We start from the raw sequence: 16,398 nt of genomic DNA, 5'->3' as shown, positions 1-16,398 counted from the left end.
AATTTGACAGTTTATTGACATAATTAGCTGTAATTCCAACTAGCTTACCAAAGAAAGGCAGGAGACAGAACGAATTAGAAATGTATTTTTGCTCAAAACAAAGTCCTAGCGATTACAAATCGCCCAATCTTACCTTGTGCCTGATTCATGGTGATATGTGAAGGGGTGTTTAACTGGTAAAATATAAAATCTACCCTAGCAATGCAAATTTAATTGGTTGGCAAACAACAATTATGGAAATCGCGCATGGGACATAAAAAGAAAGATTTTCATTTTTTGTTGTGTCCAAATGGGTACAGGCATTTGTCATGAATTTGATTTACTTTCTTTTGCGTTCTTCGTGGGGGATGGTGGCGATCGCGATCGCTACTGGATTTTTGAGTGGCGGTAGTAGTGCTGGCTTGATTGCCTTAATTAGCCATGCTGCAAGTAGTGGTAGTGCTTCCCGCCTCACATCGATAATTTGGGGTTTTGCGGGGCTGGCAATTGTTGCACTAATTACCAGTATCATTTCTCAAGTGATGCTGATTCGTCTTTCTCAGAATGCAGTTTTGCAATTACGGATGCGTTTGAGTCGCCAGATTCTCGCTTCCGAGTTGAGTCATCTAGAACGCTTAGGGAATCCTCGATTATTGGCAACTTTAACAGAAGATATTCAGGCGGTGGCTAATGCTGTTTATCAGATGCCTTTTATATTTATTAATTTAGCGATCGTCCTGGGTTGTATAACGTATATAACCTGGCTTTCTTGGTTAGTATTGTTGATGGTTTGTGGTATTTCAGTAGTTGCGATCGCTAGTTGTCAGTGGCTACTCAACAGAGGCGGGAAATTGCTGACCCTAGCTCGTGAAGATGAAGATCATCTGTTTAAACATTTTCGCACTATTACCGAAGGAGTCAAGGAACTCAAACTAAATTACAAGCGGCGTGAAGACTTTTTAGAAGAAAAACTACAATCAACTGCTAACGAGTTTCGTCATCACAACGTTAATGGTCTAAGCCTTTTTGCCATAACTTCAAGCTGGGGTCAACTCATATTCTTTTTTGCTCTCGGTTTTGTATTATTCGTGCTGCCGAATCTGCTCACCATCAATCCCGAAACTCTCTCTGGCTATATTTTGACTTTCACTTACTTGGTGTTACCAATGGATAACATTATCAGTAAACTTCCTCTATTGAGCAAAGCCAGTATTGCTTTACAAAAAATCGAATCACTGGGTTTATCTTTAGCTAGTCGAACTGAAATATCCACTATTCCACCTGCCCTGAAATCTGACTGGCACAGCTTAAAATTTAAAAGTGTTACTCACAGTTACTACACAGATAAAGAAGACAACAGCTTTATTTTTGGCCCCATAGATTTGACACTCTATCCTCAAGAATTGGTCTTCATTGTCGGCGGGAATGGTAGTGGTAAATCTACATTAGCCAAACTAATTACTGGGCTTTATGTCCCAGAAAACGGCGAAGTCTGGTTTGATGACGAGTTAATTAACGAACAGAACCGAGAATGGTATCGCCAGCATTTTTCTGTGGTATTTTCCGACTTTTATTTATTTGAAGAACTTTTGGGATTAAAAAATTCTGACTTGGACGCTCAAGCGAAAAAATATTTAAAACAACTGCAACTAGACCATAAAGTGAAAGTTGAAAATGGGCAACTTTCTACCACTTCTCTTTCTCAAGGACAACGTAAACGGCTAGCTTTGCTGACAGCTTACTTGGAAAATCGACCAATTTATCTATTTGATGAGTGGGCAGCCGATCAAGATCCAGTATTCAAAGAAATATTCTACACTCAACTGCTCCCAGAATTGCGATCGCGGGGTAAAACAGTGTTAGTGATTAGCCATGACGATCGCTATTTTCATTTAGCAGACCGAATTATCAAACTTGACTATGGAAAAATAGAGTACGATAAAACTTAATCTGTTAAAACAATTCATAATTGTTAAAAGAATATTTGGAGTTTGACTAAATAAAACTAATGTCTGAACAAAAGCCCATAAATCCTTGGAACTATAAACCTTGGTGGTGTCAACCCTGGTCTATAATTCTCACGGGTGTAACACTGATTGGTGGTAGCTGGTTATTATTTAAAACTATCTGGCTAACAGTTCTCGTTTCCATCCCTATAGGAACATGGATGGTATTTTTTGTGTTTTTTTGGCCACAACTAATGATTCGCAGTGGAATTTTGGAGTCGTATAAAGAGTAATATGGTATTATCTTTGCATAGATATGCAGAGATGAGTAAGACTGTGCTGTAAAAGCGATCGCTCCAGCAAATTGTGAGAAGCAGTTCTGCGAATCTGTTTCTAAGGGATTGACAAAAAATACATTATCCCAAATTATTTTTACATTGATAGGGGCGCAAGGTCTTGCGCCCCTATGTTCGCTCGGAACTTATGTACGTATAAAAAATTAGTAGTATCAAACATATTAATAAATGATGAATAAATCTAACAATACAATAAGTTTTGATAATTTTTAGTTGATATTGATACTTTTCAAGTTGGCTTTGGGCAAAAGACTTTGTAAGTCTACATACTTACTTAGGGAATTTGCACAGGTAAAGTTAGGATGACATGAATAACAGAGCAAACCAAAGGCATGAAGAACATCATATAATAGAATATTTCTGTATATTCAACCGAATATTTATTTTCGTTGCAGAAATGTTAATGTCACGCAGCCTTGTTGCTGGAAAGGTAATGCTGCGGTTGTTCCAAAATTTACAACGTTCCAGACTTTCCTCGCTAAGGCTTAGACACTCATCTGTGAAAACTCAAGTTGTTACTCTACCTGATAATGAAGCAGAAAGGCTCAAAGCGCTGGTGAGCTACAATATTCTAGATACCCTACCCGAACAAGCTTTTGATGACCTAACTGCTATTGCTGCCTATATTTGTAAGACTCCAATTGCTTTAATTACTTTAGTTGATAGCGATCGCGAATGGTTTAAATCTAAGGTTGGAATAAAAAGTAGCGAAACACCCAGAGATGGGTCTTTTTGCTCCCATGCCATTCTTCAACCAGAAGATATATTAGTGGTTCCCAACGCCATTAAAGACGATCGCTTTAATAACAATCCCTTAGTCAAAGGTAATCTCAAAATTCGTTTTTATGCTGGTGTCCCTCTAATTACGCCTGATGGTTTTCCAATTGGGACGTTGTGTGTTCTGGATAGTATTCCTCATCACCTAACTTACCAGCAGTTAGATGCACTGCGCCGTCTAAGTCGTCAGGCGATCGCTCAAATGGAACTCATTCAGGAAGTTCGCAACCGCAAACAAGCAGAGATCGAAGGAAGACAGTTATTGCTGACCGATGAACTAACAGGTTTGCATAACCGACGTGCTTTCTTCCTAATGGCTGCACAGCAGTTGAAAATTGCTTACCGCATGAAAGTGTATTGCTGGGTTATGTTCATTGATTTAGATGGGCTAAAGCAGATTAACGACACCCTTGGTCATGACATGGGAGATGCCTTGATTATTGATGCTGGTCGATTACTTAAGCAAACTTTTCGGAACTCAGATATTGTTGCCCGCTTGGGTGGGGATGAGTTCATTGTTTTCATCTCTAGCTACTTCAAGGATGCTGATAGTATCCAAGAGCGTCTACAAACAAATATCGCCAACTTTAATCAACAGCAAAACTGTAGCTATAAACTTTCGATGAGTATCGGCATAGAGCGATACTCACCAGACAGCAATATGTCACTAGAACAACTAATCGCTAGGTCTGACGAATTAATGTATGCTCAAAAACGGCTCAAGCGGCAATCTGTTACATAGAATATCCCATTACATAACACTCTTTAACTACGAATTACGAATTACGAATTATTTTAATTTACCACCTGGCTGCCATGACTGCGGGGATCATCTTGATTCGTCGTTGGTGCTACTGGGGCTGAAAATTTGGAAACTTTGCCGCTAGCTTGAGCATAAGGGAGAGACGAACCAGTAACCAAAGCTTCTAAATTATTTGCCATAATCGTCCGGGGTTGATCGCCGATGGCTTGGGCGATGGTTTCTCCCTGCTGACTCAAAAAGACAAAATGGGGAATTCCATCCACTCGATATCTCAGCATTTCCGGCAGCCACTTGGTATTATCTACATTCAGCATGACAAAATTCATCTTGTCAGCATACTCTGTTTCTAGTTGAGTAATATCTGGTGCCATTTTCTGGCAGACAGTACACCAATCAGCATAAAACTCGACTAGAGATGGTTTGCCGTTACTGATTGCTACTTCTAACGGTGTGGAATTCTCGCTTAACTTGGCTAGAGTTGCCGAGGTTGTTTCAGTTCGCAATCCCAAGACGAGGGAAACGCTAAGTGCGATCGCTACCATTACAATTAAGAAGTTTCTCAGACGCTTCCCGAATGTGGATTCAGGTTTTTCGGGAGAATTAACAGGTGAATCAGTACTCATAACAGAATTATTAATACTTATTAAGCAATTTCTTCTTTAGTTTATCCGACTCCAGCCACTCTTTAATTTCTCCAGCTTTGGAAGCTTGAACTAGGAATTGGGCATAGGGCACAAGAGGCAGAGGTGCAAAGGGCAAAGAAAGACTTACTGCTAACTTCTCCCCTGGGCCCCCTGCTCCCCTGCTTCCAATCCCGAAGCGCCTATTTACTTAACTTACAAAGCTCCAGTTTCCTTCAAATAAACCCGCGTAAATGGTTCATCTTCACCCAAAGTATAATCTTCAATTAACCCTTTGCGACGAATAGAAATATCGTTGCCTTTTCTAATCACCACAGTTGAACCATCGAAAACATCCCGCACCAAAATCATCTCGGTTTCGGTGGGATTATCCAAAACTACGATATTACTATTCTGGTAAAATACGCCCTGTTCTTCGAGGATGCCTTCAGGGTACTCGGCAATTAGCAAATCAAGTTTGGGATGACGCAGCAAAGTTTGAACATTAGTGTTGTAATCTTTGCTTAATACTTTTTTCGAGCGATTCACAAAAACGGCATCACGACAAACAGCACCTATTGTCCAATTGGGATGTTGCAAAAGGATATGGTCAATCGTCGCTTGCAGTTCTTCAACTGAGATTTTGTTAAAGGTAATAATTGGTATCCTGGCATCTGTACCCGACTCAAAAAAGGTTTCTAAAATATGAGTAGGTACATCAACGCTTTCACCAACAGAAGGTTTAAGATGCATTAAAACGCCTGGTGCAGCATTGATTTCCAAGATAGCAAAGTTACTGGATTTCCAAGATTCTGCAAGACTTTTGGTGATAACATCAATTCCCAGACAAGTCAGTTGGAAATGTTGGGCAATATCTTGCGCCAAGATAATGTTGTCATCATGAACTGTCGGGGTTGCATCAATGCTCATACCTCCGGCTGAAAGATTGGCGACTTTACGCAGGTAGACAGTGCGTCCTTTCTCAATCACGCTGTCTAATGATAAGCGCTGTTCGTCTAGGTAGAGTTCCATCGCTTCATCAATCTGAATTTTACTCATCGGCGAGGTTGGCGTGTCTAAACGTGCAGGTTTGCGGTTCTCTTGGCGAATTAACTCTGCAAGCGTTAAATACCCATCACCAACAACCGATGCTGGACGGCGTTCTGTGGCGGCGACGAATCGACCATTGACACACAACATACGAAAATCCGATCCTGTGATGCTTTTCTCAACAATTATTCGGGTTTGCTGATTTTCGGGAATCGCTGCCACTGAGCGATTATAAGCAGATATGAGTTCTTTTGAGTCTTGCACATCAGCTGTAACGCCAATTCCTTTGTGACCTACCACTGGCTTAACTGCCACTGGGTAGCCAATTTCTCTTGCTGCTGCCAAGGCTTCTTTCTCGGAAAAGACAATACTGCCTTCAGGCACTGGGAAACCCAAGGTTTTCAAAAATGCCTTACAATCATCTTTGCGGGTAGTAAACTCCGAATCTAGATGGCTATCACAGTTAAATGTTGTTGCTACGCCCCGGACATGGTTTTTTCCTAAGCCGTATTGCATCAATCCTTCTTCCCACAAATAAAAGGCAGGGATACCTTTCTCATAAGCTGTTCGCAATAAGGCGTAAACTGTGGGGCCACCGTAGACAGATGCGCGAAATCTATCTTGTAACTTCACCAACTGCTCATCAAAGGCAAAGTCTTCGTCTTGGGTAATGGCTTCAAACCAATCCCAAACAAAGTAAACTACCTCTCTAGTTGTGCGTTCATGTAGTGATTGTATGCTAACTCGCGTGAGATTTGGATATGGCTTCACACTCCAGCGGTTAAGGTGTAAATCCATGTCCAATTTTCCGGTTTCGGACACAACTTGGGCAAAGAGATGGGCATAAGATTCGTAGGTTTGATCACGAAGATTTGGATAGCGATCGCCAATTTTGGCAATATAATCTTCAATGGGCAAAGGCTCTCTAGAGTCAATTAGAGCAAAATTAAATACTAGCGCCCCTACATCTAAATAAGGGTTGGGGCCAAGGTAATGCTTGAAGTTGAAAATATCGAATACATCTGTTCTTCTAGCATTAATGCGGACTAATTCACTGCTTTTTTGTAGAACCATTGATTACGAACCTTCGGCGAAACACCCTAAAATTTTAATGCTGAATTGTGGTTACTCAGACTTATTGATTGTAGATTAGCTCAGGTTAATTTTGGAGAGTGATGGCTTTGCCACTGAGCTAATCCGAACCCAAGGTAACTCTATTACTAAGCATTTTTAACTATCTTAAGGCATAATTAAATCTCCAATCTGCTGCCAGAAATCAAGAACAGTCAATTCATCCTGATGAATAATCAAAGATATAACTTTTGAAAGGTGCAACACTCATCCAACAAATTGTATAAGTAGATATGAGGCATTAAAAAGACAGCATAAAAAAAACAGCAAAGTTATGAATAGCACACAAGCTGCTCTAAGAGATGAGATTCGAGAACTTGCTGATGAAGCTTTTCACCAAAAGCTGATCTCTGGACATGGAGATGGGGCAGACATAGATGAGTATCAAATTGTCTACCAAGGCAAACCCAGACATCTCCCACTAGAACAAGCACGGTTTTTCTTAACTAACTTACTTTATAGAAGTCGGGTTCATTAGGAGTTGTCATTAGATATCTAAATTCCATCTAGCTAAAGTCGATACCAATTACTCACATTGCACGATAAATCTCCAATCGACAATTAGCAATATAGCCAATAATGCCTCTAGAAAATATTTTTAGAGGCAGTTGACGTTGTAGATTTGATTTAGTGAATGAAAAATTATCTAATTTTTCAGAAAAATATTTTGTTTGGTCTAATTGCAACGTTTAACGACAAGCCGTTTCTCTACGTTCCCTGCGGGACGCTTACGCGAACGCGCAGCGTGTCGCAGACAGACGCTCCGCGTAGCTTCTCCGTAGGGGTATGCGTCTACGCAAATGTTAATCCTACTTTTATCAAGTAATCTATCAAAGGGATGATTGGATACATTGAATTGTCATGTTTTAGTGAAATTTATTAACTCAAATCCCAGGGGGCATGATGGTGGAAAGTAATATTAAAAGGCAGTTAGTAATTATTGGGGGAGCCGAAGATAAAGAGGGAGATTCTGTAATTTTGCGGGACTTTGTACGACGCGCTGGGGGTACAAAGGCGTATATTGTAATTCTGACAGCAGCAACAGAACTACCAAGAGAAGTAGGAGAAAATTACATCAGAGTGTTTGAGCGTCTGGGAGCTGAAACTGTTCGCATTATTGATACAGAAACCCGTGAAGATGCATCTTCATCTACTGCATTGGAAGCTATTAAGAAAGCAACTGGGGTATTTTTTACAGGGGGAGATCAAGCTCGTATTACCAGCATCCTCAAGGACACCGAAATCGATGCGGCAATTCACCAGCGCTTTTCTGAAGGCGTAGTGATCGCAGGTACAAGTGCCGGAGCTGCTGTGATGCCAGATAAAATGATTGTGGAAGGTGATTCGCAGACACATCCTCGGATTGAAACTGTTGAAATGGGCCCAGGTATGGGATTTTTACCAGGGGTAGTAATTGACCAGCATTTTTCTCAGCGTGGACGCTTGGGACGCTTAATTTCAGCTTTAATACTAGAACCTGCTGTGTTAGGATTTGGGATTGACGAAAATACCGCTATGGTAGTAACAGATAACCAAATTGAAGTAATTGGTGAAGGTGCCGTTACGATTGTTGATGAATCAGAAGCTACATATAACAATATGGGCGAAATTTTGAAGGATGAGTCTTTGGCGATTTGTGGAGCAAAGCTTCATATTTTGCCACATGGCTTCAAATTTGACCTGAAAACTCGTCAGCCTATCCTAAATAATGGCTCTGTGCCAAATGGCTCTCAACCACTTGCTTCAGTTAACACTTAACTTTTAGTAAGTGTATTTAAACTGAAAGTTTTATCGAACAGAATTCAGGAGTCAGGAGTCAGAAGTCAGAATGAATTCTGTACAACTGGCAGATAGCGCAGCGTAAAGCCTTCTCTTCTCGCTTTGGGAGAAGAGGCGCGTAGAGAGCATCTTGATTCTGAATTCTGATTTCTGCATTCTGCATTCTTCTTCAACTAATCGCTGTAATACCCCTGCCTCAACCTTTGGTAGGCAGGGGATATCAAGAAGAATATCAAGGCGATTTCGTTAAACTATAAAAACTGTCAGAACGAATCTGACTGCCATTTCGCCAAACTTCCACTTTTTCTGGAGTGACTAAATAATAAAAACTCCCATTATCTGCTCGATAGCTACTTTTACCAATATTCAAAGCTGTTATCTTTATAGGCTTGCTTGGGTTTTGCTTCAATTGCCCAATATAAAATAACTGACCATTTTCTTCACAGACTTTTACACGAATGCTTGCAGTCTCACCTTCAATGATGGTAATTCCATTGCATTTAGTATCAACGCTTACTGGTGCAAAACCTATTGGAATTGGCTGTGAAGTTGAAACTTGATTTGCTACTGGGGATGGTGAGATTGGGCGGTTCGAGTTATCCACTTGCTGAACTTTAGAACCGGAGCCAACACTTGCAGTTACGGATGTCAACAAACGAAGGGGGTCAATTGCTATTCGACCATTTGGATGAACTTCAAAGTGCAGATGAGGTGCTGTACTATTGCCTGTAGATCCCATCTCGGCAATAATTTGACCTTGAATGACCTGTTCACCTTTGCTCACCAACAAACGGCGATTGTGGCCATAAACAGTAATGCTGCCGTCGAGATGTTTAATAGTTATGGCATTTCCTAATCCCCAATTATCCCAACCTGCTTTAAGAACTGTACCGGATGCCGCAGCAACAACAGGAGTTCCAGACGACCCTGCAATATCAATGCCTTCATGTTGATATTTGCGGAAGCCTTGAGAAATAAACCCTTTCGTTGGCCAGATTAAGTTAGAAGCAGGGATAGGAGTTTGCCCAATTGAGGAATCGCCTGCCAATTGTGTTAAGGCAGATGTAGGTGTAGTTAATACAGCGCTTAAGGATATTAACCCAACTAGTCCATAAGTACGGTATCGATAAACTATAGATTTTTTCATAAGTTGTAAGTCTATTAGAACAATAATTCAGACACTTTCTGATTATTTGTTGTTTCAAGCTTACTCGGAAAATATCAGGAAATCTTTAGTGACTGGAGTTTAGACTAAAGCATGACAAGCGCAAAATGTAACACTATTGATAATAGTGTTACATCTGTCTTTTTGCGATAGTTCCGCCGGTGCTTTTAATGCCAGCTTTGATGCTGATATCTAGAGTTGCTGTTCTTGCCGGACAGAACACACACCCAAAGCAGAAAATTGGACCAAAAGGAGAAATCACCATGACCCTGACAATGACACCCACTATTACCGCCTTTGAACGGTCGCCTGATGGCGGCAAGGGACTGGCGCGTGACATGCGCGTTCGCTGGGCGCTCGAAGAAGTGGGCCAACCTTACAACGTTCGTCTTGTTTCGTTCAGTGAGATGAAGCAACCCGCGCACCGTGCGCTTCATCCTTTCGGGCAAATTCCAACCGATGAGTCAGGTGATCTCGCCCTGTTCGAGTCGGGGGCGATCGTGTTCCATATCGCGGAGCGCCATACAGGGCTGTTGCCAGACGATGCGAATACTCGAGCGCGAGCGATCGCATGGATGTTTGCCGCACTTAACACGATGGAGCCGCCAATCGTTGATCGAGAAATCGCCACGTACTTAGAGCGTGATCAGGCCTGGTACGAGCAGCGCCTGCGTGTCGTCGAAGGTCGCATCTGTAACCGGCTCTTAGAACTTTCCAGTCACCTTGGAGATGCCGACTGGCTCGATGGCGCATTCAGCGCAGGCGACCTTATGATGGTGGAAGTGCTGCTCAGGTTGAAAGACTCGGGTATGCTGGACGACTATCCGAATCTCTCTACCTATGTCGCCCGTGGCGAAGCGCGACCCGCCTTCAAGCGTGCTTTCGCCGCTCAATTAGCTGTTTTCACTGGCAAGCAACCGACTGGCTGACTAGCGCAAAAGTATAGATATAACACTATTGCCCATAGTGTTACATCGGAAGCTTGTCCCCTTAATTACTTATTAAATCTGAAGAACCCCACCCCGCTAAAGCTACGCTTTGTCTCCCTTTCCTGCAAACAGCTTCTCGAATTAAGGTTAAAGTAGTTTATTTGTTCGTAGTGAAAAAATGGGTGAGTTAAACTTGCCTAACTCACCCGATAAAACTAAACACTAGAGAAATTAGCCATTAAAAACGCGACTGCGCCACTTATTCAATCGGGCTTCTCCAATTGTGGCAGACCGCCGGGAATCAGCAATTTGCTCTTGCAAAGCTGCAATCTGTTTTTCTTGGGCGTCAGCTTGCTGTTGCAAAGATGTATATTCACCTGTGCTGGTGGGTAAACTGGAAGACTGCCAACTACTACTAAATTTTGTTGTGCCGATGCTGGCAAATGGTCGTAAGTCTGCTAATTGTTGTTGCAAAGTTGCAATCTGGCTTTCTTGCTCTTGAATCTTTTGCCGCAAGCTTTGTTCGGCTGCTGCGTGAGCTGCAATAAAGGTATTAACTGGAGCAGCAGTTTCTGGCTTGGGCTTGAATATTTCAGCCAGCAATGCACTAATATCCGTGAGTTTCTGTCTACCGTAAGGAGCGTTGGTAATTAGCGATCGCACCAGTTGAGGTTCATTATTCGTTGCTAAATTCTTATCACTGCTAGAATTGCTCCGCACCAATTGTAACATATTGGTAAATTCCAATATCTTTTTGCCCGTTTGAGTTTTATAACCCCGGTAATATGGCACTATGTTCTCACCAAAGGCATCTAGATACTCGTCGCTATCAAGATAAGAATCAATATCCGCCTCAAAACCTTTCTCATCTAAAATGTTGCTGTGATATATCGTCTCGGAGTAGTCATCGGGAGCGCGGCCGAGTAGGTGCTTAAAGTTCAGTTCAATTGCCCGGTAGCGGTAAACGTTATCAAAAAATCTAGAGCGATATAACTCTGATTTGGCAACCTGACGCACAAACTCACGGACATCGATTATGCCTTGCTTGAGTTGGGATTCTGGAACTATGAGCCGCTCACTTTCCATGATGTAGGCATTACCCAACACTTGCCGATAAACTGCCCGAATGACAATTTCAATGTCATCAGCTGAAGCAGTAGTCCACAGTTCGATGGGTTCTGTTTGGGGAAATGCTTGATATTGGCGTCGTCTGGTTTCGTCGTCTATGAAGGTCTGCATACTTGGGTTCTGTGTGGGTAAGAGTGGCTAATTTGTAAAGTAAAAATAAAATTTCTGTAGGGAGCTAGTGCTTGGCTTTGGTTTCTAAAGTTGTAGCAACTGGTGAACCAGCGCACTCAAGAGGATATTATGTTAGATGCATATTTCGAGATGATTTGTCACGAAAATACAAATCAAAGCGTCTAACGCACTACTAGATAAAATGGTGGGTTAGGTTAAAGCCATAACACACCCTACTTAATATTTATTAATTACTGGTTATTGATATTAACTTATCAAGTTTCGGGGAGCTTTTTAGTTACATTTTCTAACAAACTTAGACGGCTAACTGTTAATAACTAATAGCTAATCACGATCGATAATTAGCAACTAGACATTAACAATTAGCCGTCAACCCCCTTGGGGAGTATTTAAAATTCAGAACTTAATTTTGAATTGGAGTATAGATGTCTGTCAGAATAATTTCCGCAGGATAGTAACTCTCAAGCACGCTCATCAAATCTAGTGTAGAAACCACCGTATTTTATCCAGTATTGTTTCAAAGTATGATGAGGTGTATGTAAACTAGCTTTTGCCTGATATAAAATAACTTGGCGATGATCGCCCATCCAGATTTTATTAATGGGGTCAACGGATATTACTGTCCCTCCTAAAGAAGCAACGCATTCAGAGAATCTCTCAATCGTTGTATATTCTAATGTCTCGAATATAAAAAAATTACCCGAACAAATCAAATGGCGGCTGCGAATCCAGCAGCGCATCTTTTTTTCAGCCAGTGGAGGCAACATTTTGGTTTTAACAGATTCAAGCTGAATCAACATAATGCGCTCACCGCAGGTAATTCATCAGCAAAACTTTCCCGTTTTTCAAATTGCAATGGCCCAGCGGTAGATCCCCATATTTGTTTATGGGTTTCAATATCCATACCTTTATCTAGACTTATCCAAGTACGCTCGGTTATTTCTACTTCGCTAACAAGATATGTCTGGCATCCATTGCGTTGAATCAGACATTGATTGCCTGGTTCCACACTGCCTCGAAACATTTCACCTTCTCGCTGGAAAACCATTGAACAGTGATAACGCCGTTCGATGCTTTCTGGGGTAATGGTTTTGAGGATATCTAATTCACGAGCTGCACCTGCATAAAGCATAGGATCTTTCAAGCTGTAATTTTCGATATAGATGCGATCGCCCCAATTTACTAGTCGATGTACTCCTTGACGATAGGGTGTCCATAAATCGTGGTCATAAGCTTGTTCAGAATAAAAACCGATACCAGAAAAAAATTCCAATGGTAAAGGACGAAAATAAATGTGAATGTGGGCGTAAAGTTGCGGATTTGCAAAAGATTGCTGGTAGTTGCTAAAATCTCCTGCCATCCAACAGGATAAGGTGAGCAAATCGCTAGCGTTGGTGCTAGATTCGCTGGGCGCTATCGTCACGTCGCTTCGCTCCAAATTCAAAATTCAAATTTCAGACATTACAATCCCCATAAATAAATTTAGGAGCTTGTATCCTTTTTATGTTTTAACCTGATATTGCTAACTTGTTGAACTTGACAAAGAGCGAATTTCTGAAGAAAAGGAAGCTGTTGTCACCCCTTTACCATCACTGGTTTTAATCATTGCTACCCGAAATCGAAGATTTGGGTTAGCAAACCAAATTCGCTCCTCAGCCGCAGCGAGTTCATACTCTGTTAAAAGGGTGAAAATACCATCGTCACTCAGATGATATTTAGCCACTGCTGGAATTGTTTCAGCGTATCCCTTATCCCGCAGGAGTTTTCCTCTAGAAGGATTTTCGACATCGGGAATTGGTACTAGTACAGTACTGCCAGAGATTGGTTTATCGTCCCAGTCTGACTCACCTTCCCAAGTCATCCGAAAGGGTTGAGTGATACGGGTTAGTTCAGTGTCATACAATTGACAGATTGCCACCACTGCTGGATCGTTGGTGGATAAAGACTCAATTTCAATGTTAGACAATACTTCTTCAAAGTGGGCGAATGCTAAATGATGAGCGCTACGCTGCGATCGCCATCGTCCAATCGAAAGTTCAAAAAATTCAGTAATTTCCATTAGAAAAGTGATTTTAAAAAAGTAGCTTAAAGTCCAAGAGATATCTTGGTAAAAAAGAAAGTTATTCTCCTAGTCTATATGTTAGCCTGCTTGACCACAACTGCATTTGAGACTGCTGTTAGCGGTAGCGGGGCGTTTAGCCCGTGCTGAGTTAGGAGTTAGGAGTACAGACGCGATTAATCGCGTCTGTACAAGAGTTAGGAATTAGGAGTTTTCTTTTGTCCCCTTGTCTTCTTGTCCCTACTCCCTTACTTAGACAAATCTAAGCAACTTCAGTGATACTGATAATTTTGCCGCCTGTGCGATGAATGTTTTGCACTTGTCCAGACAGTTGGTTGTAGTTAACTATATATTCGAGGTTGCCCAGACGAGTGCGGAGATTACCTACACCTTTGACAGCTTTAATCAGGAAGCGTTTATCGGTGCTGCTAACACTAGAACCAGCGGCGGGAGCCTTGATGGATGTGGGTAAATTAGAACCAATATCGCCGATCAGTTTGGCTTTGCGATCGCTATCACTGCTAGCGAATCCTCTGACTAAGCTAAAGGTGCGGTTAAAGGTAACATTCTTAATTCCGATTTGGGAGCTGGTGCTGCGAATATATGGAACAATATTCTCGCCAAAATTCTGCTGATATTCGTTGCTATCGATATAGGATTCGATCTCAGCATCATAGCCCTGTTCGTTGTAGATGCGGACGTGTTCGGAAATTTCTGCCTGATCGGCAGGAGGACGCCCTAGTAGATGTTTGAAGTTCAGTTCGATGAACCGATACTGAGAAGAAGAGTTGAAAAACAGGGATTGATAAAGTTCTGATTTGGCAACGGTGTTGACGAATTCACGGACGCTGATTTTGCGATCGCGCAATTGCGATTCAGCACTGGCTAGTCGCTCACTTTCCAACAAGTGAGCATTACCCAAAACCTGTTTGTAAACTGCCCGAATCAGTGTTTGTAATTCACTTTCGCTGGTGTTCGGACGGAGTTCAACACTAGGTGAATCAATAGCCCAAAGTGACATTGAAGTATCTCCTGAAAAACGCTAATTAAATTTCCGAGCATCCTACCTCTACAAGGGGTAGAATTTCCCATCAGTTGTCAGTTATTTTTGCTACTGACTAGCTTTTGTAAAACTTTAGTTTGTGAAAGTGTGTTAAATATCTTCGTTTTTGACAACTGACAACAGAATTGGTCAAACCCCAGATTAGCGATCGCTTTGGCTAACTTTTAAGCGATCTGGATTTACGCAAAAAATAGCCGAAAATCATTCTTTTCAAGTAAGGCAATTTTATGTATCTGCATACTTCTAGGTAGAAGCAAGCTACGCAAAGCGGCTTTTTGCAGAGTATTGCCCTTGAGCGTGTGTAGTTCTGTGTAAATCATAGAATGATTAACACTGGGGATTGAAAGGCTAGAAACTGAGTACAGCGGAATTATTTCCCAGCCCCTAATCTCTAAATCCCCTATTTCTATTCTTTAGTTGACAGGGGTAATACTGGCGATCGCACCGCCCTGCTGGTGAATTCGCTGATACTCTTGTGAAAGCTTATTGTATGGCACGAAAAAGACTTGGTTACTGCGGCGAAATTTGGAAATGCTATTTACCACATTTGCCTTGTAGCCAGTCACTTCAATCCGGTATACCTTACCATCATCACCAGATCCCACACCTTGACGAGTCCTCGGAGTAGATGTTGGGTTGCGGAATGCAGCACCCTTACTGGCTGGTGAAACCACAGGAGTAGGCGTGCTTTGAATTAGCAGACTGTTTAATTTTGGTTGTTTGCCAGCTAAGTCACCTTTCAAGCTGCTGCTAGAGGAACCACGTACCAGTTGGAATAAGTGGGTAAACTGAACCAAACCCTGGATAGCTTCGGTTTTGTAGCCCCGAATATAAGGCACAATGTTTTCCCCAAAAGTTTCTTGGTATTCGTCGCTGTCTAGATAGGAATCTATCTCAGCCTCAAAGCCCTTTGTATCCAGAATAGTGCTATGTATACGCGTTTCTTCTAGATCCAATGGCGCACGACCAAGGAAATGTCTGAAATTTAATTCAATCGCCCGATAGCGAGGGGTGCTATCAAAAAACCGCGAACGGTAAAGTTCTGACTTCCCTACTTGACGCACAAACCCGCGAACGCAAATTTCACCCCGTTTGAGTTGGGATTCAGCAATGGAAAGCCGCTCACTTTCCATTACATAAGCATTGCCTAGAACTTGCTTGTAGACAGTTCTAATTACGGTTTCAACTTCCTCATTAGAGCGACTTGGCCACAGATCAATGGGATCGGTGTCTTCAAACAGAGCGACCCCTAATCGTGATGCTGGTCCAAAAGCCATTCAAACTATCTCCCAGTTAACAACTAAATTTTATGAGAAGGATATTCAGCAGATGTTAAAAAACTTTACATCATTGTGACAAAGGAGAGGACATAGAGACTTTAAATCCTTATTAGTCGTGATGATTTTAAGTTTTTGCATCATTTGTCCTTACATATTCTGATACGATGCCGAAACCATATTTATTAAAATTTGTTAAGTTAAATAATAGTTTCAAAAAGTTTTAGCTTTTTTTTAGTATTGA

The 16,398-nt window shown here is 41.6% G+C and carries 15 protein-coding genes; 6 read left to right on the top strand and 9 right to left on the bottom strand.

Translation table 11 applies throughout. The features are described from left to right. Positions 1-308: 308 nt before the first annotated feature. The 3 genes from HWQ43_RS10445 to HWQ43_RS10435 all read left to right on the top strand — a co-directional run bounded on the left by HWQ43_RS10445 (position 309) and on the right by HWQ43_RS10435 (position 3,800). Complete coding sequence (locus tag HWQ43_RS10445) at positions 309-1,928, top strand: cyclic peptide export ABC transporter (RefSeq protein ID WP_292732715.1); 1,620 nt, start codon at positions 309-311, stop codon at positions 1,926-1,928. 59 nt (positions 1,929-1,987) lie between these two features. Next, the gene (locus tag HWQ43_RS10440) at positions 1,988-2,218 is read left to right on the top strand and encodes a DUF6737 family protein (RefSeq protein WP_292732713.1); all 231 of its coding nucleotides are present in this window, start codon (positions 1,988-1,990) and stop codon (positions 2,216-2,218) included. Between the two features lie 466 nt (positions 2,219-2,684). Continuing rightward, positions 2,685-3,800, top strand: a complete 1,116-nt coding sequence (locus HWQ43_RS10435; RefSeq protein WP_292732711.1) for a sensor domain-containing diguanylate cyclase — start codon at positions 2,685-2,687, stop codon at positions 3,798-3,800. Between the two features lie 53 nt (positions 3,801-3,853). Here the strand turns inward: HWQ43_RS10435 and HWQ43_RS10430 are convergent, their stop codons facing one another. After that, positions 3,854-4,444 (bottom strand): thioredoxin family protein, encoded by a 591-nt coding sequence (locus tag HWQ43_RS10430; protein ID WP_292732709.1) that lies wholly within the window; start codon positions 4,442-4,444, stop codon positions 3,854-3,856. A gap of 213 nt (positions 4,445-4,657) precedes the next feature. Beyond that, positions 4,658-6,565 carry an acetate--CoA ligase family protein gene (locus HWQ43_RS10425; protein ID WP_292732707.1) on the bottom strand — a complete coding sequence of 636 codons (1,908 nt, stop codon included), beginning with the start codon at positions 6,563-6,565 and terminating at the stop codon, positions 4,658-4,660. A gap of 331 nt (positions 6,566-6,896) precedes the next feature. Between HWQ43_RS10425 and HWQ43_RS10420 the strand changes: the two genes are divergently transcribed. Next, positions 6,897-7,100: a hypothetical protein gene (locus HWQ43_RS10420; RefSeq protein ID WP_292732705.1), complete on the top strand. Its 204-nt coding sequence runs from the start codon at positions 6,897-6,899 to the stop codon at positions 7,098-7,100. 425 nt (positions 7,101-7,525) lie between these two features. Then, entirely contained in the window at positions 7,526-8,380 is an 855-nt protein-coding gene (locus HWQ43_RS10415; protein WP_292732822.1) for a cyanophycinase, read from the top strand. Between the two features lie 253 nt (positions 8,381-8,633). Here the strand turns inward: HWQ43_RS10415 and HWQ43_RS10410 are convergent, their stop codons facing one another. After that, on the bottom strand, positions 8,634-9,548 hold the full coding sequence (locus HWQ43_RS10410; protein ID WP_292732703.1) for a M23 family metallopeptidase: 915 nt from the start codon (positions 9,546-9,548) through the stop codon (positions 8,634-8,636). Between the two features lie 281 nt (positions 9,549-9,829). Here HWQ43_RS10410 and HWQ43_RS10405 point away from each other — a divergent pair, with 281 nt between their 5' ends. After that, entirely contained in the window at positions 9,830-10,495 is a 666-nt protein-coding gene (locus tag HWQ43_RS10405; RefSeq protein ID WP_292732702.1) for a glutathione S-transferase family protein, read from the top strand. 231 nt (positions 10,496-10,726) lie between these two features. Here HWQ43_RS10405 and HWQ43_RS10400 read toward each other — a convergent pair whose 3' ends face one another. The 6 genes from HWQ43_RS10400 to HWQ43_RS10375 all read right to left on the bottom strand — a co-directional run bounded on the left by HWQ43_RS10400 (position 10,727) and on the right by HWQ43_RS10375 (position 16,154). Then, a complete protein-coding gene (locus HWQ43_RS10400; protein WP_292732700.1) occupies positions 10,727-11,734 on the bottom strand; it encodes a phycobilisome rod-core linker polypeptide in 1,008 nt (335 codons plus the stop codon). Between the two features lie 482 nt (positions 11,735-12,216). Beyond that, a complete protein-coding gene (locus tag HWQ43_RS10395; protein WP_289798821.1) occupies positions 12,217-12,555 on the bottom strand; it encodes a CpeR family transcriptional regulator in 339 nt (112 codons plus the stop codon). Beyond that, positions 12,549-13,178, bottom strand: a complete 630-nt coding sequence (locus tag HWQ43_RS10390) for a chromophore lyase CpcT/CpeT (protein WP_334703284.1) — start codon at positions 13,176-13,178, stop codon at positions 12,549-12,551. The genes HWQ43_RS10395 and HWQ43_RS10390 overlap by 7 nt, the downstream gene beginning before the upstream one ends. Before the next feature lie 99 nt (positions 13,179-13,277). Beyond that, positions 13,278-13,814, bottom strand: coding sequence for a phycobiliprotein lyase (locus tag HWQ43_RS10385; protein WP_292732697.1), 537 nt, complete (start codon positions 13,812-13,814; stop codon positions 13,278-13,280). A 262-nt stretch (positions 13,815-14,076) separates the two neighbouring features. Then, entirely contained in the window at positions 14,077-14,835 is a 759-nt protein-coding gene (locus HWQ43_RS10380; RefSeq protein ID WP_292732695.1) for a phycobilisome rod-core linker polypeptide, read from the bottom strand. A gap of 455 nt (positions 14,836-15,290) precedes the next feature. Continuing rightward, on the bottom strand, positions 15,291-16,154 hold the full coding sequence (locus HWQ43_RS10375; RefSeq protein ID WP_292732693.1) for a phycobilisome linker polypeptide: 864 nt from the start codon (positions 16,152-16,154) through the stop codon (positions 15,291-15,293). Positions 16,155-16,398 lie beyond the last annotated feature (244 nt).

Origin of the sequence: Nostoc sp. JL31 (assembly GCF_017114965.1) — a bacterium.
GTDB lineage: Bacteria > Cyanobacteriota > Cyanobacteriia > Cyanobacteriales > Nostocaceae > Nostoc > Nostoc punctiforme_A.
The sequence above is the reverse complement of the archived record's forward strand: the minus strand, read 5'-3'. Positions and strand labels throughout refer to the sequence as shown.